Annotated in this window: 24 protein-coding genes, 1 pseudogene and 2 other annotated features; of the genes and pseudogenes, 18 read left to right on the forward strand and 7 right to left on the reverse strand. The window is 38.4% G+C overall.

The genetic code is table 11. From position 1 onward, the window contains the following. The first annotated feature begins 4 nt into the window (after positions 1-4). Positions 5-868: a polysaccharide deacetylase family protein gene (locus RE409_RS07950; RefSeq protein ID WP_309558798.1), complete on the forward strand. Its 864-nt coding sequence runs from the start codon at positions 5-7 to the stop codon at positions 866-868. A 27-nt stretch (positions 869-895) separates the two neighbouring features. On the opposite strand, the gene RE409_RS07955 is transcribed toward RE409_RS07950, so the two are convergent. Beyond that, on the reverse strand, positions 896-1,330 hold the full coding sequence (locus RE409_RS07955) for a DUF1885 family protein (RefSeq protein ID WP_053345171.1): 435 nt from the start codon (positions 1,328-1,330) through the stop codon (positions 896-898). Between the two features lie 415 nt (positions 1,331-1,745). Between RE409_RS07955 and RE409_RS07960 the strand changes: the two are divergent. Both RE409_RS07960 and RE409_RS07965 read left to right on the forward strand, forming a co-directional pair. Continuing rightward, positions 1,746-2,319, forward strand: a pseudogene (locus RE409_RS07960) (aromatic amino acid lyase); the annotation flags it as partial. Positions 2,320-2,852: 533 nt separating this feature from the next. Beyond that, positions 2,853-2,978, forward strand: a complete 126-nt coding sequence (locus RE409_RS07965) for a GapA-binding peptide SR1P (RefSeq protein ID WP_098175446.1) — start codon at positions 2,853-2,855, stop codon at positions 2,976-2,978. Positions 2,979-3,201: 223 nt separating this feature from the next. Here RE409_RS07965 and RE409_RS07970 read toward each other — a convergent pair whose 3' ends face one another. Further along, entirely contained in the window at positions 3,202-4,659 is a 1,458-nt protein-coding gene (locus tag RE409_RS07970; RefSeq protein WP_201181602.1) for an aminotransferase class I/II-fold pyridoxal phosphate-dependent enzyme, read from the reverse strand. Positions 4,660-5,057: 398 nt separating this feature from the next. On the opposite strand from RE409_RS07970, the gene RE409_RS07975 reads away from it, so the two are divergent. The 9 genes from RE409_RS07975 (at position 5,058) to trpA (ending at position 13,530) form a co-directional block, all read left to right on the forward strand. Beyond that, entirely contained in the window at positions 5,058-6,017 is a 960-nt protein-coding gene (locus RE409_RS07975) for an NAD(P)H-dependent flavin oxidoreductase (RefSeq protein ID WP_309558799.1), read from the forward strand. 50 nt (positions 6,018-6,067) lie between these two features. Beyond that, on the forward strand, positions 6,068-6,340 hold the full coding sequence (locus RE409_RS07980; RefSeq protein WP_053345180.1) for a UPF0223 family protein: 273 nt from the start codon (positions 6,068-6,070) through the stop codon (positions 6,338-6,340). 71 nt (positions 6,341-6,411) lie between these two features. Next, positions 6,412-6,650, forward strand: a binding site (T-box leader). A gap of 35 nt (positions 6,651-6,685) precedes the next feature. Next, positions 6,686-6,923: a binding site (T-box leader), on the forward strand. 175 nt (positions 6,924-7,098) lie between these two features. Continuing rightward, a complete protein-coding gene (gene trpE / locus RE409_RS07985; protein ID WP_201181600.1) occupies positions 7,099-8,493 on the forward strand; it encodes an anthranilate synthase component I in 1,395 nt (464 codons plus the stop codon). Continuing rightward, a complete protein-coding gene (locus tag RE409_RS07990; RefSeq protein ID WP_201181598.1) occupies positions 8,490-9,095 on the forward strand; it encodes an anthranilate synthase component II in 606 nt (201 codons plus the stop codon). Before trpE ends, RE409_RS07990 begins: the two co-directional genes overlap by 4 nt. 28 nt (positions 9,096-9,123) lie before the next feature. Beyond that, positions 9,124-10,146, forward strand: a complete 1,023-nt coding sequence (trpD, locus tag RE409_RS07995; protein ID WP_201181597.1) for an anthranilate phosphoribosyltransferase — start codon at positions 9,124-9,126, stop codon at positions 10,144-10,146. Further along, a complete protein-coding gene (gene trpC / locus RE409_RS08000) occupies positions 10,147-10,923 on the forward strand; it encodes an indole-3-glycerol phosphate synthase TrpC (protein WP_201181595.1) in 777 nt (258 codons plus the stop codon). Between the two features lie 10 nt (positions 10,924-10,933). After that, positions 10,934-11,548: a phosphoribosylanthranilate isomerase gene (locus RE409_RS08005; protein ID WP_057213461.1), complete on the forward strand. Its 615-nt coding sequence runs from the start codon at positions 10,934-10,936 to the stop codon at positions 11,546-11,548. 4 nt (positions 11,549-11,552) lie between these two features. Continuing rightward, positions 11,553-12,758: a tryptophan synthase subunit beta gene (trpB, locus tag RE409_RS08010; RefSeq protein WP_053345186.1), complete on the forward strand. Its 1,206-nt coding sequence runs from the start codon at positions 11,553-11,555 to the stop codon at positions 12,756-12,758. After that, positions 12,751-13,530, forward strand: coding sequence for a tryptophan synthase subunit alpha (gene trpA, locus RE409_RS08015; RefSeq protein WP_309558800.1), 780 nt, complete (start codon positions 12,751-12,753; stop codon positions 13,528-13,530). Before trpB ends, trpA begins: the two co-directional genes overlap by 8 nt. Positions 13,531-13,631: 101 nt before the next feature. Here the strand turns inward: trpA and RE409_RS08020 are convergent, their stop codons facing one another. Beyond that, positions 13,632-14,252 (reverse strand): YktB family protein, encoded by a 621-nt coding sequence (locus RE409_RS08020; RefSeq protein WP_201221515.1) that lies wholly within the window; start codon positions 14,250-14,252, stop codon positions 13,632-13,634. A 201-nt stretch (positions 14,253-14,453) separates the two neighbouring features. Between RE409_RS08020 and RE409_RS08025 the strand changes: the two genes are divergently transcribed. Further along, complete coding sequence (locus RE409_RS08025; protein WP_053345189.1) at positions 14,454-14,651, forward strand: hypothetical protein; 198 nt, start codon at positions 14,454-14,456, stop codon at positions 14,649-14,651. Positions 14,652-15,068: 417 nt separating this feature from the next. Then, positions 15,069-15,872, forward strand: a complete 804-nt coding sequence (locus RE409_RS08030; protein WP_201249840.1) for an inositol monophosphatase family protein — start codon at positions 15,069-15,071, stop codon at positions 15,870-15,872. A 144-nt stretch (positions 15,873-16,016) separates the two neighbouring features. Here the strand turns inward: RE409_RS08030 and RE409_RS08035 are convergent, their stop codons facing one another. Then, positions 16,017-16,199, reverse strand: a complete 183-nt coding sequence (locus tag RE409_RS08035; RefSeq protein WP_053345191.1) for a YlaF family protein — start codon at positions 16,197-16,199, stop codon at positions 16,017-16,019. A gap of 124 nt (positions 16,200-16,323) precedes the next feature. Here RE409_RS08035 and typA point away from each other — a divergent pair, with 124 nt between their 5' ends. From typA to RE409_RS08050, 3 genes are read left to right on the forward strand one after another with little or no spacing between them, the layout of a single operon-like run. Next, positions 16,324-18,171 carry a translational GTPase TypA gene (gene typA, locus RE409_RS08040; RefSeq protein WP_309558801.1) on the forward strand — a complete coding sequence of 616 codons (1,848 nt, stop codon included), beginning with the start codon at positions 16,324-16,326 and terminating at the stop codon, positions 18,169-18,171. Positions 18,172-18,193: 22 nt separating this feature from the next. After that, the gene (locus RE409_RS08045) at positions 18,194-18,502 is read left to right on the forward strand and encodes a YlaH-like family protein (protein WP_053345193.1); all 309 of its coding nucleotides are present in this window, start codon (positions 18,194-18,196) and stop codon (positions 18,500-18,502) included. 4 nt (positions 18,503-18,506) lie between these two features. After that, complete coding sequence (locus RE409_RS08050) at positions 18,507-18,791, forward strand: hypothetical protein (protein ID WP_053348008.1); 285 nt, start codon at positions 18,507-18,509, stop codon at positions 18,789-18,791. 37 nt (positions 18,792-18,828) lie between these two features. Here the strand turns inward: RE409_RS08050 and RE409_RS08055 are convergent, their stop codons facing one another. From RE409_RS08055 to RE409_RS08065, 3 genes are all read right to left on the reverse strand, one after another. Further along, positions 18,829-19,254, reverse strand: a complete 426-nt coding sequence (locus RE409_RS08055; protein WP_201181585.1) for a hypothetical protein — start codon at positions 19,252-19,254, stop codon at positions 18,829-18,831. Then, a complete protein-coding gene (locus RE409_RS08060; protein WP_072272690.1) occupies positions 19,244-19,444 on the reverse strand; it encodes a YlaI family protein in 201 nt (66 codons plus the stop codon). The genes RE409_RS08055 and RE409_RS08060 overlap by 11 nt, the downstream gene beginning before the upstream one ends. A gap of 162 nt (positions 19,445-19,606) precedes the next feature. Next, on the reverse strand, positions 19,607-20,206 hold the full coding sequence (locus RE409_RS08065; protein ID WP_309558802.1) for a YhcN/YlaJ family sporulation lipoprotein: 600 nt from the start codon (positions 20,204-20,206) through the stop codon (positions 19,607-19,609). A 267-nt stretch (positions 20,207-20,473) separates the two neighbouring features. Between RE409_RS08065 and RE409_RS08070 the strand changes: the two genes are divergently transcribed. Beyond that, complete coding sequence (locus RE409_RS08070) at positions 20,474-21,805, forward strand: PhoH family protein (RefSeq protein WP_053345196.1); 1,332 nt, start codon at positions 20,474-20,476, stop codon at positions 21,803-21,805. The last annotated feature ends 71 nt before the right edge of the window (positions 21,806-21,876 follow it).

Genomic DNA, 21,876 nt, shown 5'->3' on the forward strand with positions numbered 1-21,876 from the left:
TACAATGACACATGAAAAACACGGAGGAAACATGATCACCAAAGTAGTAGTTATGTTTATATTTGCTTCACTTTTATTAATTGGTTGTAATAATTCAGTTTCCAATCAAACTGAAAAAAAAGAACCAAAAAGTGTGGAAACAACTACCACTATCCAAGATGAAACCAAACAAGAGCAAGATATGAAAGAAGAAGCTTCAAAAACAATTAGGAATTCAGAGAAAGAAAATTTTCAGGCCGAGTACCGGTTGAACAAAGATAATTGGTCATTTGAACCAATTCAGGATGCAGAACCTAAGGTTGTCTTGTTGACGTTCGATGATGCACCTGATAAGTACTCGATAGAAATTGCAAAAACACTTCAAAAACTTCAAGTGCCGGCGATATTTTTTGTAAATGGACATTTTCTTGAAAGTGATGAAAAGAAATCGATGTTAAAAGAAATTCATGATATGGGCTTTTCCATCGGTAATCATACTTATTCTCATGTCAATTTGAAAGAGCTGACAGAAGAAGAGCAAAAGCGGGAAATCGTAAAATTGAATAATTTGGTGGAAGGCATTATCGGGGAACGCCCTAAGTATTTTAGGGCGCCTTTTGGATCTAATACCGATTTTTCCAAAAAAGTTGCTGCAAATGAAAAAATGCTGGTCATGAATTGGACATATGGATATGATTGGGAAAAGGAATATCAAGATAAAAAAGCATTGAAAGAGATCATGTTGAACAATCCTTATTTATCCAATGGAGCCAGTTTACTGATGCACGACCGAAAATGGACGAGAGAAGCGATAGAGGATATTGTGAAAGATTTTCATAAGAAAGGATATAAGATTCTTGACCCAAAATTAATTGAAACGCCTGAATGATTTGAAGTTACGGCCACTATCAGTTTTTTATTTTCTTGGATAGTAATACATCACTCGCTTGTTAAAGAGATGGAGCTGTGCTCGTAACTTCTTTGCAAGGAATTTGCATAATTCATTAGCTTTCCCTTTATCACCGAATGTTGCCGTTTCTGGGAGGGTGAATTGGATATAAGATTGAATTCGCTCTAGTCCATCTTCGTCCTGTACGATTTCTTGGTCGACTCCGATTAGTATCATGTGATATCTGTCCACATTGGATTGGAGATAAATTACTTTATCTTTCATCTTTTCAGGCTCTTTCATTTCATAAGGAAATGCCTTCTTATCATAATCCCAATTGAGTTGTTTTCCCGTTTTAGCGGTGATCATTTGGTAATATGTGAGTAATTCCTTCACGTCTTCAATGGTTACGGCTTCTTTCACAGACTCAGGAACGAGCTTGATATAGGCATTTTCAATCATTTGAATCCCCCTTAGCTCTATAGATTTTAATTGTATTTTAACATTTTATGGTTGTTTTATATACTTATCTATATGTAAATTTAAAGGTAAAATGCCTTTTTCACTCTGCTAGGTTAGTTTGTTAATGTTTTTAAAAATTGTTAAAGTGTGTTGGCTTCCAGTTTTTATTTCGATGTAAAATTTATACAGATGATAGTTAATAAGAGGTGGGAATCATGAATATATTATGAATATACAATTTGATGAAGATATTAATGTTTTACAAAAAAGGGGCTGTATCACTTAATTTAAAGCGATACAGCTCCTTTACTATGTTAAAGGGGTGTAGGGGATGATGCTTACCGGTAAAGTTTTAACAATAAGTCAATCAAAAAATCATTTTTAATAAAGAGATGGTCACCCTTTCTCCCAATATCCCCTTATTTTTGATGAAGGAGAAACTATGATTTCAGGGGAACTTTCATGGTCAACCTCTTGCATTTGCAATGGATTTTTTTAAGATGGGTGTTGCAGAAATTGCTAGTATATCAGAACGGAGGATTGAACGACTCGTAAATCCACAGCTGAATGATCTGCCACCTTTTTTGAGCGCAAGACCTGGGCTACAGTAAGGTGCAATGATTATGCAATATTGTGCGGCATCGCTCATATAGGAAAATAAGGCGCTGGCCCATCCAGCAAGTGTAAGACTCCATTCCATCTTCAGCTAATCAAGAGGACATGTGAGCATGGGTACGATTGCAGCAAGACACGCATACCAGATCATTCAAAATATACATGGCATGTAGTTGGCGATTGAATGTATTACAGCGATGCAGGGGGTCGAATACCGGGGAATCGAACGAATGGCTCCGAGAACCCTTCGTTTCTTTGAAAAGGCCAGGGAGATTGTACCGAGTATTACAAAGGACCGTATGTTTTCCACTGATATTGAGGCATGTGCGTCCTGGTTGAAGACTTACGATTTTGATGAACTAATGCAAGTGTAAGCATGAATTTATATATAGGGTGAAAAAGGTCACAAATGGACAAAGAAGAATTATTTACAGGGGTTTATAAAACAGACAATAACAATCACTGCAGAACTCGTAACTGACATTCTGCCGCCTATGATTATGAGGAGGTTAATTTCAGGGTGTTGACAGATTCAACATCTACTCAGGATACTTTGTATGGATAAATACCATGTTTAGGTTAGACCGTAGAACAAGCTAAACGACTTCGAATAGCCTAACCTTTAACCAGCTACTTTAATATGGAGAATGGAAGAGTCGTTGGATTCGCTTCGTGATAAAATGTATCAGCCTACTGTGAAGCTTTGAGTCTCTGTCCTTCTAACCATTTTAAGGGGGCTTCAATCCAGAGAGAAATAAATCAAAGGCATTGAATGAAATGAATTTAAGGGAATTTTATATATGTTATACTTAATAGCTTGAAATTATAAATGTGTTATATTATAATTCATATAAAGCGGTTACATTTAATGATTAATGCATACAATATAGAGGAAGGGGTTGTAAAAATGGGAACTATCGTATGTCAAACTTGCAATAGCACGATTGAACATTTTGAAGATGAAAAAGTAAGTGTACTTTATACACACAATCACAACTGCCACAGCTGTGATACGGCTGCCTCTGAAAAATAATAAAAAAGATAATCTCAGATATTAATAGAATTCGAGGGTGTTTCAGGAGCTGTAACCTGGGGCACCCTTTTTTTGCTTGTACAGTAGGAACTCAGAATTTGGCAAATCCCTATATTTCTGAACTTTATCTGTGTAAAGCACGGGCAACTGGAATGGGGTGGGCCTTTGGAGTCGCATAAAAAAACCAGAGCAGTTTGTTTATGCTCTGGTTTTTGATATTCAATCAGTTTTTAATAATTCGTAAATATTTAATTTCTGGATCCTCTGGACCTTGAACTGGTAGACCAACCTCGATATTTTTCTGAATGTATGTGATATTATCTTCTGTTATCAGTTCACCAGGTATAAAAATTGGAATCCCTGGCGGATAGACCATGATGAATTCAGCACTGATTTTGCCAACAGATTCCTCGATAGGAACCACTTCAGTTTCTGCGTAAAATGCATCTCTCGGTGATAAAGCAAGAGGTGGTGTATCGGGAAGCAGGACTTCGATTTTTTCATGATCAGCAGCCATTTCTTTAAACTCATCCGATAAGTCTTTAAGGGCAGCGATTAACAAATCTGCTTCTGTTTTAGAGTCCCCTGGTGTGATTAGGCAAAGGATGTTATACAAATCAGAAAGTTCTACTTCAATATTATGTTTTTCTCGAAGCCATTTCTCAACGTCGTATCCGGTAATATTCAATTCTTTAATGGAGATGATTAGTTTTGTCGGATCATAACTATAGGTTGCCTTACTACCTAAAATTTCGCTTCCAACACAGTATAAATAAGGAATCTCATTAATAGCTGTCCGGATATACTCTGCAAGCTTGATAGCACCATCTATCATTTCTCTTCCAACGGTCGCAAGTTGTCTTCTTGCGGTATCGAGAGATGCAAGAAGAATATAGGAAGTTGAGGTAGTAGTGAGCATACTCAAAATTGCCTGGACCCGATTGGCAGAAATTAAACCATTTTTAACATTTAAAATGGAACTTCCTGTTAGTGATCCACCCAGTTTATGAACACTCGTAGCGGCCATATCAGCTCCAGCTTGCATAGCGGACATAGGCAAGTCTTCGTGGAAGTGAATATGAACACCATGGGCTTCATCAACCAGTACAGGTATTTGGTAGGAATGAGCAACTTCTACAATTTTCTGCAAATCAGCAGAAATGCCGAAATAGGTCGGATTGATTACGAGTAAGCCTTTTGCATCGCTGTGTTCCTTTAATGTTTTTTCAACAGCATCAATGGTAATTCCATGTGAGATTCCCAAGTCTTTGTCAATTTCAGGATTGATGAAAATAGGAACCGCTCCTGAAAATACAATAGCAGACATAACAGATTTATGTACGTTCCTCGGGACGATGATTTTATCCCCAGGACCGCAGACTGCCATGACCATCGTCATGATTGCACCGCTTGTTCCCTGAACGGAAAAGAATGTATGGTCGGCCCCAAATGCTTCTGCAGCAAGGTCCTGGGCTCTTTTAATGATTCCCTTTGGCTGGTGGAGATCATCGAGTGGTGCGATATTGATTAAATCTATAGATAGTGCATTTTCTCCAATAAAATCACGAAAATCAGCGTCCATTCCTTTTCCTTTTTTATGACCTGGAATATGAAATTGAACGGGATTTTTTTTGGCATGCTGTAATAAGGCAGTATATAATGGTGTTTCATTCTGTGACAATTCTTTGTGGCCCCTTTTCAATATAATAGGTACGAAATATCCAGGGAAATATACTCCCTTTCTATTTACAGTCGTATGTTTCTCCTATTTGGAGTAACCTTAAAAAACGGTTAGTAAGCTCTTGTGGATAGACATAAAACAAATGAATTATAGCACGTCTTACATATAAATGCCTAGCGTGAGTTTAATGTAAAAAATAACAGCTTGAGTTCTATTGTACATACCTTGTAATAGCAGGAAGGAATATTTACCAGTTCAAGAGTTTATCTTTTAAATCAAAAACAATTTGAACTATGAGTTTTAAAATTGAATGAAAAAACAATATTTGCCATAATAAAGGTGTAATAGAGAGTGTTCATTAATAAAACTCACTCAGAAGTAAAAGGGGGATGAAGATTTTGAATTGGAAAACTCGTGTGACTGATTTGTTAGGGATTCAATACCCGATTGTGCAAGGAGGATTGGCGCATTTAGCTTATGCAGAACTAGCTGCGGCTGTTTCGAATGCAGGGGGCCTAGGGCAGGTAACAGCGATGTCGTTGGATAACCCTGATCAATTGGTAGAGGAAATACGAAAAACAAAATCATTGACGGACAAACCGTTTGGCGTTAATTTTGCAATTGGTCAGCACGGAAGACCATATGAACATATGCTTGAAGCAGCACTAAAAGAGGAGATTGCCGTTGTTTCTGTAACTGGTGGGAATCCAGCGCCATTTATCGATTATGTTAAGGATACTCCGGTGAAAAAACTTGTGCTAGTTGCGGCAAGAAGGCAGGCAATCAAGGCTGAGCAGCTGGGTGCAGACGCAGTGATGGTAGTTGGTCAGGAGGGCGGAGGACATTTAGGACGCGATGATATCGGAACCTCTGTATTAATTCCTCAAGTGGTAGACTCCGTGAAAATTCCAGTCATCGCCTCAGGTGGTTTCGGTGATGGGCGCGGGTTGATGGCGGCGTTGGCACTTGGAGCCGAAGGGATTGAAATGGGCACCAGGTTCATTGCAGTAAAAGAATGTGTTCATGCCCATGAATTATACAAAAATGCCTTGGTTTCCGGTACAGAAAATGATACCGTTGTCATTAAGCGGTCTATTGGTGCACCAGCCCGTGTTATTGCAAATGGTTGGACTGATAAAATTCTTGAAATAGAAAAGGAAGACGGCGGATATGAGCAACTGCAGAATTACATAAGTGGAAAAGCAAACCAGCGTTATATCCATGATGGAGTTGAAGGTGAAGGATATGCTTGGGCTGGACAAGTAATGGGTCTGATTCATGATGTACCAACGACGGCTGAGCTACTCAGTCGGATTATCAGCCAAGCAGAGGCAATTCGCTCAAAATGGGCAGACTGATAATAGTCTCCCAAGCAACAGGAATAACTATCTAGAAGGAGCGTGTAAGCATGGATTATCAATATCCAATGGATCTTGATTGGTCAACGGAAGAAATCGTCGATGTTATTAAATTTTTTGAAGCAGTCGAAAAGGCATATGAAAGTAAAATACAAAAAGAAGCTTTTATGAAAGCATATCGAAGGTTTAAGGAAATAGTCCCCGGCAAAGCGGATGAAAAAAAATATACGGATGAGTTTGAGTCTGTCAGCGACTATTCCGCATATCTTGTTATTAAGAAAGCAAAAGAAATCGAAGACGATGACTGGATACGAATGAAATAATAAAAATATTATTTTTAGAAAACTCCATTGACTTCATGAATAGATTGTTTTAACATAATAATCAAGAAATGATAAAGGCAATGACGAAGAAGAGTACCTTAATGCTGTTCTGCAGAGAGCCAGTGGTTGCTGAAAACTGGTGAACAAATTTAAGCGAATGGACTTCCGAGCCCCAAACCGAAACGGATTGACGGAGTAGGCTTTGGCGATTATCTCATCGTTAATGGAGATAGGCATATAATATTTATAATGCCGTAAAGTGAGCTTATTAAGCTAATTAAGGTGGTACCACGGGTTCCTCGTCCTTTGGATGAGGGCCCTTTTTGTGTTTTTTTAAAATGGATAATTAAATCTATGATTAAGAGTAGTAATCTTTTTAGAGTCGTCAAAGAGAGCCGGAACAGGTGGAAACCGGTACGATATAAGAAGGTGAATGGACTTATGAGTGGTTTCTTGAAATAAGTAGGGAAACTCGGCTTCCACCGTTAATGGGTTTGGCAAGAAATGTATAATTTCTTGCTTGAGAGGGAAAAATAATATGTTTTTCCAACTTGAGGTGGCACCGCGGTATACCGTCCTCTGCAGACACATAATTTGTGTTTGCAGGGGGCTTTTTTTATGCATTTACAATTATTGTGAAGATGAACTGGAGAAAGATTTTAGAGAAAAAATATAAACACAACTCCGAATATGTTTGCCTAAAGGTATAGCAATCGGAAGTTTTCATTATTGGATTGAAAATTAGGAGGTAATATTAGATGAATCATTTGGATGAAAAAAAGATACTCCGTTTCAAAATGGAAACGATTGAAGGGGATATTCATACACCGATTGCCATTTTCCAAAAATTGGATGAAGAAAAGAAGTTTTTATTGGAAAGTTCGAATTCACATCATGATAATGGTCGCTACTCCTATCTAGGATCAAACCCATATTTGGAGGTGACGTCATTAGGTAATCAAGTATATGTGAAGGATTCTAATACAGGTGAGAAACTCGTAAGGAACATCAATATCATTGAATTTCTGAAAAATCAATTGTTGGTAGAAATAGAAGATTCCCCAGTTCATCTTCCGCCATTTAATGGTGGGGCAATCGGGTATATGGGCTATGATATTATTCGTCTTTATGAAAACATCGGTCCGGTGCCACCTGATTCTCTTCAAATGCCGGATGCTCATTTCCTTTTCTTTAAGGAACTGTATATATTTGATCATGTACTTCAAAAGATTCATCTTTTGACTGCGGAAGAGGATAGCGAAATAAGCCTAATGGGAATGAAGGAGAAAATCAATCGGCCTAGTAAACCCTCAAAGGAAATATCGTCAGAATCTTTAGAATTTAATTCTAATTTCAGCCAGGATGAATTCGAGAAAATGGTACTTGAAGTAAAGGAAGCGATTGTGGCAGGTGAAGTTTTCCAAGTCGTCTTGTCACAAAGGTTTCAGGCCGACTTTGATGGAGAGCCTTTCGATGCTTACCGCCGTCTCCGCTTAGCCAACCCATCTCCCTATATGTTTTATATCGAATTTGGTGACTATACTATTATAGGTTCCTCCCCTGAAAGTTTGATCAGTGTTTCAGCAGGAATGGTTCATGTTAACCCCATTGCCGGTACACGACCAAGAGGGAAGACGGATGAAGAAGATAAAGGCATGGAAAAAAGCCTGCTGATGGATGAAAAAGAACTCGCTGAACATAGAATGCTTGTTGATCTCGGAAGAAATGATCTTGGGAGGGTTTGTGAAATAGGCTCAATCCACCTTACCGAGGAAATGGAAATTCAAAGATATCAACATGTCATGCATATTGCCTCAAAGATTAGCGGAGAACTTAAGGAAGGATTCACGAGTTTAGATGCATTAACGGTATGTCTTCCTGCAGGTACTGTCTCAGGAGCCCCTAAAATTAGGGCAATGGAGTTGATTAACGAACTTGAAAATTGTAAACGCGGGATCTATTCAGGGGCAATAGGATTTATCGGTTTTGGTGGAGATCTAGATATGGCTCTTGCAATCCGGACGATGATCATAAAAGATGGCAGTGCGTATGTACAGGCCGGAGCAGGAATTGTATATGATTCAGATCCAAAAACAGAATATGAGGAAACACAAAATAAAGCACGAGCGCTCATGGAGGTTAACACAAAATGATTTTATTAATTGATAACTATGACTCGTTTACTTATAACCTTTATCAATATTTAGGGGAAGTAGAAAAAGAAATCATCGTGAAAAGAAATGACGAAATCACCATTGCTGAAATTGAGGAAATGAATCCTAAGGCAATCGTTATTTCACCAGGGCCAGGCCGTCCAGAAGATGCTGGAATTAGCATGGAAATCATACGTTCTTTTTATAAGAAGCTTCCGCTTTTAGGTATTTGCCTTGGTCATCAGGCTATTGGTGCAACCTTTGGGGCAAATGTGATTGGGGCCAAATATATCATGCACGGCAAAACATCGGTTATCGAACATGACGGAACAGGGGTATTTGTCAATCAGAATCCACAATTTCCAGTGATGCGTTACCATTCCTTAGTAGTTGAAAGGGAAAGCTTACCTAATGAATTAACTGTTACGGCGAGCGCAGTGGATGATGGAGAAATCATGGCTTTAAAACATCAAGATTATCCGCTTTACGGTTTACAATTCCACCCTGAATCTATTGGAACGAAAATCGGTAAGGAACTATTACATGAATTTTATAAGATTGCCGAGACATATCAATTAGAGAAGAAAGAATCCATTTTATAATCACAAAAAACAATTGGGGGAGTTAGTAGTGAAGGAGTATTTAGAAAAGTTAGCAGAGCGTCAAACATTGACGGAAGATGAGATGAGTATAGCAGCCCAAGCGTTATTTTCTACAGATATTACGGAAAGCGAGATGGCGGCTTTCATTATTGCTCTAAAAGCAAAAGGTGAAACGGCAGGTGAAATTGCAAGCCTTGTCCGAGTCATGAGAAAAGAAGCAAGAAGTGTGAAAACAAACTGCCTTAATGTGATGGATAATTGCGGAACTGGTGGAGATGGCTCACAAAGCTTCAATATTAGTACCGCTTCAGCCTTCGTGCTGGCTGGTGCAGGTGTTAAGGTTGCCAAACATGGAAACCGCAGCATTTCAAGTAAAACAGGAAGTGCAGATGTTTTGGAAGAGCTCGGTGTTAATTTGTTCTTAGAACCAGAAATGATGAAAGAACTGTTAGAGGAAAATGGAATCACTTTCTTATTTGCCCCTTCTGTACACCCTAATATTGCCCGAATCATGAAAGTGAGAAAAGAATTGAAAATCCCGACAATATTTAATCTGATAGGACCATTAACGAATCCCGTTCAGCTCGATACACAATTATTAGGTATTAACCGCCGTGATATGCTCGAGCTATTTGCAGAAGTACTTCATAAATTAGGCAGAACACGTGCGGTTGTCATCAATGGTGCAGGTTTTATGGATGAAGCCAGCCTACAGGGAGAAAATTCACTCGTGCTTCTGGAGCAAGGGGATATTATCCCTTTTACACTCCATCCTGAGGAAGTGGATTTGCCGATTTACGGAAATGACGCAATCCGCGGCGGTGATGCAAAAGAAAATGCTGATATTATGCTCCGTCTCTTAAAAGGAGAAAAAGGTGCATATCGTGACACCGTTTTATTGAATGCAGGTTTGGGTTTATACGCCCATGGAACGGCAGCGACGATCAAAAAAGGAATTACCTTGGCGGAAGAAAGTCTGGACAGCGGATCGGCTCTGAAAAAATTAGAAAATCTAATTGCCTATGGCAACAGAAATAAGGTGGTAATGTAAATGGATAATATTTTAACGAAAATTATTGAACAGAAAAAAGTAGAAGTAGCACAGTTAAAAGAAATGGGTTTAGATGATGGGGAAATGATCAATACAGTCAGACCTTCTCTTGTAGAAAAATTGAAAACGGCGAAATCAATCGCGGTTATCGCGGAAATTAAACGAGCATCCCCATCAAAAGGAGACATTAAAATGAATGTCGATCCAATCGAGCAGGCTCTTTCTTACGAAAAAGGTGGAGCCGCAGCCATATCGATATTGACGGATGAGGTCTTCTTTAAAGGGTCAATTGCCGATTTAAAAAACGTGAGCCAGGCTATACAAATTCCAAGGTTATGTAAAGATTTCATCATTGATGAAATTCAAATCGACCGTGCCTATCAAGCTGGTGCGACTATCATTCTATTAATTGTGGCAGCTCTTTCAAAAGAACGCCTTCATGATTTATATCAATATGCAAAACATAAAGGGCTTGATGTATTAACAGAAGTCCATGATGAAGCCGAGTTAAAGCAAGCACTTGAGCTTAATGCAGAGCTGATAGGGATTAACAATCGAAATTTAAAAACATTCGAAGTGGATTTGGCGGTTACGGAACGACTTGCGAAGCTACTTGATCCAAAACGTCACATCATTATCAGCGAAAGTGGAATCAAGACAAAAGAAGACGTACAGCGTGTGAGGGAAGCAGGGGCGAGGGGCATTTTAGTTGGAGAAACATTAATGATATCACCTAACCTTCCAAATACGATGGCAGAACTGCAAATGAGTTTATAAGGAGATTAATATGTTTGTAAAAATTTGTGGGATAAAGACATTAGCAGCGGCTCAGACAGCTGTAACATTCGGTGCAGACTTTATTGGGTTCATTTTTGCAGAAAGTAGCCGGAAAGTTCATCCCGAAATAGTATGTGAAATAGCGGGGAATCTCCCTGCACACGTAAAAAAAGTCGGAGTGTTTGCTAATCAAACCGAACAAGAAGTGATACGAAGTGCTGAAATTGCCGGATTGGATTATATTCAGCTACATGGTAACGAGTCTGCCAGTTTTGCTGAGAGAATGCCTCTCCCGGTTATTAAGGCCTTTGCCATCCAGTCAGAGAAAGATCTTGAAAGCCTTCACGATTATCCGGCTGATTTTCTACTAGTAGATCTTCCTAAAGGAAATTCTGGTAAGGGAATGACTTTGGATTGGGATATGCTTCGTAAAGCGGGCTTACCAAAGGAGAAAATTTTTCTAGCTGGAGGATTGACTTCAGAAAATGTCGGAAAAGCGATTACTGCCGTATCACCATTCGCAGTTGACGTAGCGAGTGGTGTCGAAACAAATGGATTAAAGGATGCTGCAAAAATAAAAGCTTTTATTACTAAGGCGAAAAATACAGCCGGAAAAGAGGAATAAATAGATGAGTACTTATACACAGCCCGACCAAACTGGTCATTTTGGAGCATATGGTGGCCGTTTCGTTCCGGAAACCTTAATGGCGGCAATAACAGAGCTTGAAGAAGTATATGAACAATCAAAAAAAGATCCAGAATTCCAAAAGCAACTGAATTACTACCTTACTCAATATATTGGTCGTGAAACGCCCCTTTATTTTTCAGAAAATTTAACGAAACTTGCTGGTGGTGCCGATATTTATCTGAAGCGTGAGGACCTAAATCATACGGGTGCCCATAAAATCAATAATACGATTGGTCAGGCTTTATTAACACAGAAAATGGGCAAGAAAAAAGTCATTGCCGAAACAGGTGCAGGACAGCATGGAGTGGCAACGGCGACAGTTTGTGCTTTGCTGAAGTTAGAGTGCATCATTTTTATGGGAGAGGAAGATATCAGGAGACAGAAATTAAATGTTTTCCGGATGGAACTTCTGGGTGCCAAGGTCATATCTGTATCACAAGGAAGTGGGACACTAAAGGATGCAGTCAATGAGGCGTTACGGTACTGGGTAGCTAATGTGGAAGACACTCATTATATTATGGGGTCAGTCCTTGGGCCGCATCCATTTCCTGTTATTGTACGCGATTTTCAAAGCGTGATTGGTAAGGAAACGAAGCGTCAATATTCTGAAGTGGTACATGCTCTTCCTGATGCCATAGTCGCTTGCATAGGCGGTGGCAGCAATGCCATGGGTATGTTTTATCCATTCATTGAGGATGAAACGGTTAAATTATATGGAGTAGAAGCAGCAGGTCATGGTCTTGATACACCGTTACATGCTTCAAGCTTAACAAAAGGAAAGCCAGGGGTGCTTCATGGGGCATTCATGTATGTATTGCAGAACGAAGATGGCCAGATTCAGGAGGCACATTCGATTTCAGCAGGGTTAGATTATCCGGGGGTTGGACCGGAACACAGTTTTCTAAAAGATACAAATCGTGTGACATATACTTCAGTTACCGATCAAGAAGCCCTAGAAGCTCTCGTTTTGCTTTCAAAGGAAGAAGGGATCATACCTGCATTGGAAAGTTCACATGCCATCTCCTACGGTTTAAAACTTGCCAAAGAAATGGAGAAAGGGACAGGCTTGGTGATTTGCTTATCTGGCCGTGGCGATAAGGATGTTGAAACGGTCCAATCTATATTAGGGGGTAGCGAACATGAATAAATTAACAAAAGCGCTGCAGGAATGTGAATCTAGGGGAGAAAAAGCATTTATTCCTTACATTATGGCAGGAGATGGCGGTCTTGAACGGCTAAAGAGCCAACTTGTATTCCTTGAAAAAAGCGGGGCAACAGCTGTCGAATTAGGTATCCCATTCTCAGACCCTGTTGCTGATGGACCGGTTATCCAACAGGCGGGAATCCGTTCTTTGGAGAATGGTACAACTTTAAAAGATATCCTAAAAAAAGTGACTGAAATCAAAGGCGATGTAAACATTCCAATCATTTTAATGGGGTATGCAAATTCTATTATGGCATATGGCCTTAAAGAATTCACAGAAGATTGTCTTCAGGCAGGAATCGCCGGATGTATTATCCCTGATTTGCCAATTGAAGAAGAAGCTGTCTTTTCAACTATAAAAACTGCAGGGATTGTACTGATCCGTCTCGTGACGCTCACGTCTTCTAGAGAACGGATTACTCAGATTACGGCAGGGGCAGAGGGTTTTATCTATGCTGTGACTGTAAAGGGCATTACGGGGACCCGTGATGCCTTTGGAGGAGAACTCGGAGGCTATTTAAAACAGGTAAAAGACCTAAGCCCTGTTCCTGTTCTTGCCGGATTTGGCATCTCTACTCCAGATCATGTCCGCAATACGGTGCAATCCTGCGATGGTGTCATCGTCGGAAGCAAGATAATCGAATGCTTTGAAGCGGGTAAAGAAAATCAAATAAGTGAATTGATACAAGCAAGTAAAGAATTGGTGCAAAAATAAGAAAAGGAGAGCCTTTAATGGCTCTCCCTTTTCTTTATTTATATTAAAGTATGAATGCTCTATTCATCTACTAATTCCAATGCAATACGTAGAATATGTGTTTATTTTAATTTATATAAGGGTAAAAGATGCTCAAAAGCATCATTAATGGTTTTAATGAAATCATCATCATTTAATTGAATGGCTTCTTCGCGAGAAATTCTTATCCCGCAAAGAATTTCAGCTTTCTTTACTGTCTGCAAACGATTAAACATTGAATTCAAATCATCAACCGAAAGGCCATCATGAGGGATTACTTCAGGTTTCGTATGATCCATCGACCAAACATAATGTGAGGGAATATTTTTTATGAATTGCTTCGCATTTTGCTCTAGATGCCTCCCGATTTCAACTTTATTAGGAGCTTCATAAATGACTGCGAACCAAATGAACATATGTGTTTCCCACAAACCAATTTGGAAATGTGGCATCATTTTATAACCTCGGCTGTTGGCAGCAAAGGCAACCCAAGTGTCGTTAGGAGGGTTTACTTTCCTTCTAGCATGCTTAGCAACATGAGGGAACATCTCTTCACCGGTCATCACAGATAATTGTTGTGAAAAGTGCTCACCAAGTGCTTGTAGCTTGGGTTGGATCTGCTCTTTTAAAGCATCCATTCGCGGTTCCAATCCATCAATTTTAAAAACGTTAAAATCATCAGCTGAAAAACTTGCTATATTCATTATCATCTCTCCTACCGTAATATCTGCACATATTGTAGCATAAGTAAAAGTAATAATTGAAAAATAACGATTTAGTTCATTATCGAAAAATTCCTTTAAGTTAAAAGAACAAATTAGTTGCTATTTGTGGTAGGAAGACATATGATAAAATAAAAATAAATTCAGAAAATTAAGTTAATTGACGAAGGGAGAATGTTAATTATGAAACAAGTCATGAACCAAGCATTAAAAGCTAAAGAAGTTGAAAGACATAGAGCTGCAGTGTTAAGAATGGAAATGGACTATGAATTAGCAACCCTTTTTGAAGCAATTAGTGAAGAGAATGATCAAAAGAGGTCACAATGCAAGCAAAGGCTTGAGCGTATCCGGTTAGAATTGCTAAAACTTAAAGCCTTGTAAAATGATAAAGCTGCAGAGATCGTGAAGGAGAATTAATGAACGAAATGAATCAAATTCAATACAAGAAATTCTATTATAGATGATGAACGGACACTTATTTTATAAAAAATAATGTGTCCGTTTTTCGTTAAATGAACAAAATAGTAGTAAAAGCTGGTCTTTGATTTTTAAAATGGACTACTTTCCTGTTAATTAGGAAAAAAATTATCAAAAGTATACAAAAAATGCATGAGGATAATTAGCTTATAAGCTTAAATGGAGTGAAGAATCGTGAATTAAATAACCCTTATTATTCAAAGATATTTTAAAAATTGGTAAATTTATGATGTTAAAAACTTGAAGACTTGATATATTTGCTTTAATCTTTAGTAGAGCATGTTAGTGTAGTTTCTGATTACAAAGGACGGGGATATAATAATGGCATCGGTTAAGGAAATGGATACATATGCGAAATTATGGATGAAAGAAGCAGGGTTGAAGCTGAGAGCGTCCTTTGAAACCAAGCTGAATATTGAAATTAAAACGAATCCTAATGATTTGGTTACCAATATGGATAAGGCAATAGAAACGTTTTTTTGCGATAAAATTACCGAAACTTTTCCCGAACATCGTATATTTGGGGAAGAGGGAATGGGTAATGAGATAAAAGATTTAAAAGGAACGGTGTGGATTCTTGATCCAATTGATGGAACATTGAACTTTATTCATCAACAGCGGAATTTTGCGATTTCTCTTGGGATTTATGAGGATGGTATCGGGAAAATTGGTATGGTTTATGATGTCGTAAATGATGAACTGTACCATGTAATTAAAGGGGAGGGGGCATTTATGAACGATCAAAGACTCTCTCCGCTGAAAGAGGTATCGGTTAGCAAAGCCATCCTTTCCATGAATGCAAGCTGGGTAACGGAAAATCGCCGGATTGATCCGAGTCTTCTAGCCCCGCTTGTGCGGGATGCGCGCGGGACCCGTTCATATGGCTCAGCAGCATTGGAGTTAGCATACGTGGCTGCAGGCAGGCTAGATGCTTATATAACTATGCGACTTATGCCTTGGGACTTTGCCGGTGGAGTTTTACTGGTTGAGGAAGTGGGCGGAGAAGTAAGCAATATAACTGATAAAAAATTGGATTTTTTAGAGGGAGATTCATTATTTGTCTCTAAGCCTGGGCTGCACAAAGAGGTTTTTGAGAAATATTTAACAGGTAATACTAGCTTTTAATACCCCTGACCTAAGTCATTGGTAATGTTCAAAAAGGATATTAAAGTGGATAAAGTAAGACTAAAGACTTAGGGGAGTGGAGAATATATTTCACTTGAAAAAATTAGCAAAAAAAAACTCGCTGTTTACAGCGAGTTTTTTATATTATAACTTTCCTGCTTCGCGTAATTTTTTCTTTTGAGTGAAACCAAACCCCATAATCCCGCAAAGTACAACGATTGCAGCTAAGATTCCAAGTAAGCTTTTTTCAGCAATAAAGATGCCTATAGAGCCAATACTTGATGCTGCTAGTATCGCTAATATTAAGAAATTCCATTTAATATTCATTAATATCACCCCTAATATATCTATTGTACATAATTTCTGTATTTGTTTCTACTATGTTTGTGATATAATATGTAAGTTAATACTAGTGATACGTTATACACAAACTTTTTTAGGAGTGAATTTTTTGAAATTAAGAGATAATATTCGTAATATAGCCATCATTGCCCACGTTGACCATGGTAAAACAACTTTAGTGGATCAGTTGCTTAAGCAATCTGGTACATTTCGTGAAAATGAACATGTGGAAGAACGTGCGATGGATTCTAATGCTATTGAAAAAGAACGCGGAATTACGATTCTTGCGAAAAATACAGCAGTTCAATACCAAGATACAAGAATCAATATTTTGGATACACCTGGTCATGCCGACTTTGGTGGTGAAGTAGAGCGGATCATGAAAATGGTTGATGGTGTTTTACTTGTTGTTGATGCATATGAAGGATGTATGCCGCAAACTCGTTTCGTGTTGAAAAAAGCATTGGAACAAAAAATAACGCCAATCGTTGTCGTGAATAAAATTGATAAAGACTCTGCCCGTCCAAACGAAGTTGTGGACGAAGTAATTGACTTATTCATCGAACTTGGAGCTGAAGAAGAACAATTAGAATTCCCTGTTGTCTTTACTTCAGGTATTGCTGGTACAGCAAGCTTGGATTCAGATCCTACCAAACAAGAAAAAGACATGACCCCATTATTCGAAACAATCGTCGAAACGATCCCTGCACCAATTGATAACACTGATGAACCACTTCAATTCCAAGTGGCTTTACTTGATTACAATGATTATGTAGGACGTATTGGTGTTGGCCGTGTATTCCGTGGGAAAATGCATGTAGGTCAACAAGTTTCATTAATGAAACTTGATGGATCAGTTAAGCAATTCCGTGTAACGAAAATCTTTGGTTATATTGGCTTGAAAAAAGTTGAAATCCAAGAAGCTGTTGCCGGTGATTTAATTGCTGTTTCTGGTATGGAAGATATTAACGTTGGGGAAACAGTTTGTCCTATTGAACATCCTGATGCCCTTCCAATTCTACGTATCGATGAGCCAACATTACAAATGACTTTCCTTGTAAACAACAGCCCATTCGCAGGCCGTGAAGGTAAATTCGTAACAGCTCGTAAAATTGAAGAGCGTTTGAAAAGCCAATTGCAAACTGATGTTAGCTTAAGAGTTGAAAATACAGATTCTCCAGATGTCTGGGTTGTTTCCGGTCGTGGAGAGCTTCACCTTTCTATCTTAATTGAAAACATGAGACGTGAAGGTTATGAACTGCAAGTTTCTAAACCTGAAGTTATCGTTCGTTTGATTGATGGAGTGCGTTGTGAGCCAGTTGAACGTGTTCAAATCGATGTACCTGAAGAGCACACTGGTTCTATCATGGAATCCATGGGAGCTCGTAAAGGCGAATTGTTAGATATGATTAATAGCGGAAGTGGTCAAGTTCGTTTACTATTCACGATCCCAGCTCGTGGACTTATTGGTTATTCTACTGAGTTCTTAACAATTACACGTGGTTATGGTATCATGAACCACTCATTTGACAGCTACCAACCAATGGCCCAAGGTCAAGTCGGTGGAAGACGTCAAGGTGTACTTGTATCAATGGAATCTGGAAAAACTACACAATATGGTACGATGCAAGTAGAAGACCGCGGTGTCATTTTCGTTGAGCCAGGTACGGATATTTATGAAGGTATGATTGTCGGAGAACATAACCGTGATAGCGATTTGACTGTTAATATCGTAAAAGCGAAACAAATGACAAATATGCGTTCAGCTAATAAAGACCAAACTTCTTCAATGAAAAAACCAAGAATTATGTCTCTTGAAGAAGCTCTAGAGTATTTGAACGACGATGAGTACTGTGAAGTAACTCCGGAATCAATCCGTCTTCGTAAAAAGATTCTTGATAAAAATGAACGTGAAAGAGCAGCTAAAAGAAAAAAAGTTGCTGTTGAAGAAAAATAAATAGCAAGAGGAGGAGAAAAGATTGGATATCCAAGAGCGATTATCATTTTTTGCAGCTTTGTACAGAGTGGATGAAAATCCTGAAGCAGGAATGTGGTATTTATATTTAACGATTTTTGGATTATGCATCCTTGTCTATCAGCTAGGTTTTGCCAAAAAGTTACCTTTGCTAAAAAATGTGATTATTTACGCGGTAATGGCACTTGGGTGTACCCTTCTTTCTTTCTTTGCAGTGTTTCTGCCAATGGGGGAAGCATTAGTCATCGCATCGCTTGTTCTAGGGATTTATAGAATTCGTCTTCATAATTCGAGAAAAGAAGAACAGGCATAAGATGATGAAATCATTACAAGATGCTTTATACAATTGGTTGACGATTAGAGTTGTCTGTGATGCAAGACCTGATGATTCAGCTGCGCGCGAAACAGAAATGTTTTTCATGCAGATGCTGAAAAATGATCATCAAGTAATCATTGATTCCGTTTCAAAAATAGAACCTTTTTATTTCGTTGAATTTCTAATAGGAGACGAAATGAAAAAGCAACGTTTTCCTATTGAATTGATTGATATTATGTTGGATCAAATACAACTAGAACCAGATAAGTATAAAAATATCGAGTGATGATAAAAAGAACCGTGCGAATTTCGCACGGTTCTTTTTATATTGCTTTTGGAAGAAATATCGCGTAAATAAGATGTAAGAGAGACCACAAAAAGAAAGCAGCCAGATCGAATGGATGGGCAACTTCCGTTTGTGAAAGCAAGGATAATGGAAAATAAAGCAGAATCGCAGGAGTGATGATGCAAATAGCAAGTGTGTATGTTTTCCATTTGCGAAATATGCTCCAAGTATGAAGGATATATACATAACTAAAAGTAATTGTAAGTGAGACAAGGAGATGGAAAAGGAACAACGTTGCCTCACTCCAGGGGATTGCCCCGATTACTGGAAGGAAATCTACATTTAATAAAAGCTGATACACTTGTTTTCCTGAATACATTTCCATCCACTTCATTAAGAAGCCGAGCATGATCCCATTAATCAGGCCAATCAAACAGACCTTTTTTAATGTTTTACCATTCATCTTCATTTTTGATAGTGCGGTAAAGACGGAAATTCCCGGTGGCAATCCGTTCGTTTGTACGCTCTTCTATGCGTTGATTGCATGTATTGCACATATAGGTATGTATAGGACGGTTACGAAGTTTCTTTGCTTCTGGACTATCATCTGGTATAGATTCAATTTGATCACATATTACACATTTAACCTTCATATTATTTGAACCTCACTTCAATTTCAATATGCTTTTAAGTATACCAATATTTTTATGGTAAAACGAGGATAAAGTGAAACTTACATGTGAGTGACTAATCATTATTAAGGTTATGACTGTATAAAAGACAAAAACCCGAAGGTCTCTTCGGGTTGGGGTTATTTACTCTTTATAGTGATTAGCTTGATCATTTTGCTCCTCATCAAGCTGTTTTCTTTCCTTTTTATCTTTAAGTTTAGCCTTTTCGTTTTCAATGACTTTTGTGGGCGTTGGGGTTAAAATATCACCTGGAACCTCAGGAATGACTCGACTGGTGATGTCAGCCAGTTCATTTAGTATTCCTCTTACAGGTTTGCCATTATTAATATCCTTAGCCACCTCCCTAATTCGTTCATTTATATCAGGATCAGCGACGATGATAGCATTTGCTCCGTTTGGATCTTTTTTGAAGCTTTCACCAACCGAGTATTTAATCGTTCCTACCTGTGAACGTTCAATGTCTTGGTCAATATCAATTCCGACTATGGCATATTTGCCAAGTACGACTGCAGTGGCATCATTCACCTCGGGAATGGATTTAGCCAGACCAGTGAGTCTTTTTGCTGTTTGCTGACCAGTTTTTCTATCCGTTTCCTGAACAAGCGAATTATTAACTTTAGTTAGATTACTTTTTGTGTTATCTTGTGACTGTTCATTATTATTATTCATCGAGCAGCCTGTCATTAACAGAACAGTAGCAAGAGATAAAATAAGTTTCCGCAAATGTTCATCCTCCTTTTAGGAAATTACCTTTCCGTTAATTACAGCCTGTCCACTCCAACTAAGTCTGATGCATAAATTGCAGTAAACCTGCTGTGTTCCATATGATCAAAGCTCACTTTGCAGGAAGTTTTCTTTATAGTCTGTAAATGTTCTTCTATCTTTATGCAAAGGAACATATATTTTATCAACAGTCTCGTCCGCTACATAACTGCTGAGTGCAGTCAATGGTAAGACATATCCGATAAAGAGCAGGCAGGAGGCGTCATATTGGGGAAAAAAATCTATGTTTTAGATACGAATGTCCTGTTGCAGGATCCGTATGCGATTTACTCATTCGAAGATAATGAAGTAGTCATTCCAGCAGTTGTTTTAGAAGAATTGGATTCGAAAAAAAGGTATATGGATGAAATCGGAAGAAATGCCAGGCAGGTATCAAAATTGATCGATAGCTTTCGTGAAAAAGGAAAGCTTCATCAAAGCATTCAGCTTCATAATGGAGGTAGCTTAAGAATTGAACTTAATCATCGTTCATTTCATAAACTTCAGGAAATTTTCGTGGAGAAAACAAATGATAATCGAATATTAGCAGTTGCAAAAAATTTATCTTTAGAGGAAGAAACAAAGGAAGATGGGAAGACGGTCATTCTTGTCAGTAAAGATACTCTAGTGCGTGTAAAAGCTGATGCAATAGGGCTTGAGGCGGAGGATTTTTTAAATGATCGTGTTGTTGAAATGGACCATATTTATGGAGGGCATAAAGAAGTTTTTGTGTCGATTGACAATCTGAATAAGTTTTATGAAAAAAGTCATCTTAAGCTTGAAGAACTGACAAAAGATTTATACTACCCTAATCAATTCTTGCTGATGAAGGATACATTGGGAAGTTCAGCCTCAGCGATTGGGATTGTAGATGAGAACTGCAGATATGTTAAGAAACTAATGTATGAAGGAGAACATATTTGGGGAATTAAGCCGAGAAACGTTCAACAGACGATGGCCCTTGATTTGTTACTTCGTTCTGACATTCAGCTTGTGACGCTTATTGGTAAGGCTGGGACAGGAAAAACGCTATTGGCATTGGCAACAGGATTGATGCAAACAGAAGATTTATCTCAATATAAGAAGCTTCTAGTAGCTAGGCCTATTGTTCCGGTCGGTAAAGATATTGGTTATTTACCTGGGGAAAAAGAAGAGAAGCTTAGACCTTGGATGCAACCTATTTTTGATAATCTGCAATATTTGTTCAATACGAAAAAACCAGGGGAATTGGACGCAATTCTAGCTGGCATGAGTTCGATTGAAGTAGAAGCTTTAACCTATATCAGGGGTAGGAGTATTCCGGATCAGTTCATCATCATAGATGAAGCGCAGAATCTAACGAAACATGAAGTGAAGACCATATTAACAAGAGTAGGGGAGCGGAGTAAAATTGTTTTGATGGGGGATCCGGAGCAAATCGATCATCCTTATTTAGATGAATATAATAATGGTTTGACCTACGTTGTAGAAAAATTCAAGACCGAGCGTATTGCTGGCCATGTTAAACTGATAAAAGGAGAAAGATCCGGTTTAGCTCAGCTTGCTGCTACACTTTTATAAAAAAACGGCAAGGGAAATTTCCCTTGTCGTTTTAAATAATGCATTCAGGCTTCTATAACTATGGTACATGT

It is taken from the genome of Peribacillus sp. R9-11 (genome assembly GCF_031345095.1).
Lineage (GTDB): Bacteria > Bacillota > Bacilli > Bacillales > DSM-1321 > Peribacillus > Peribacillus butanolivorans.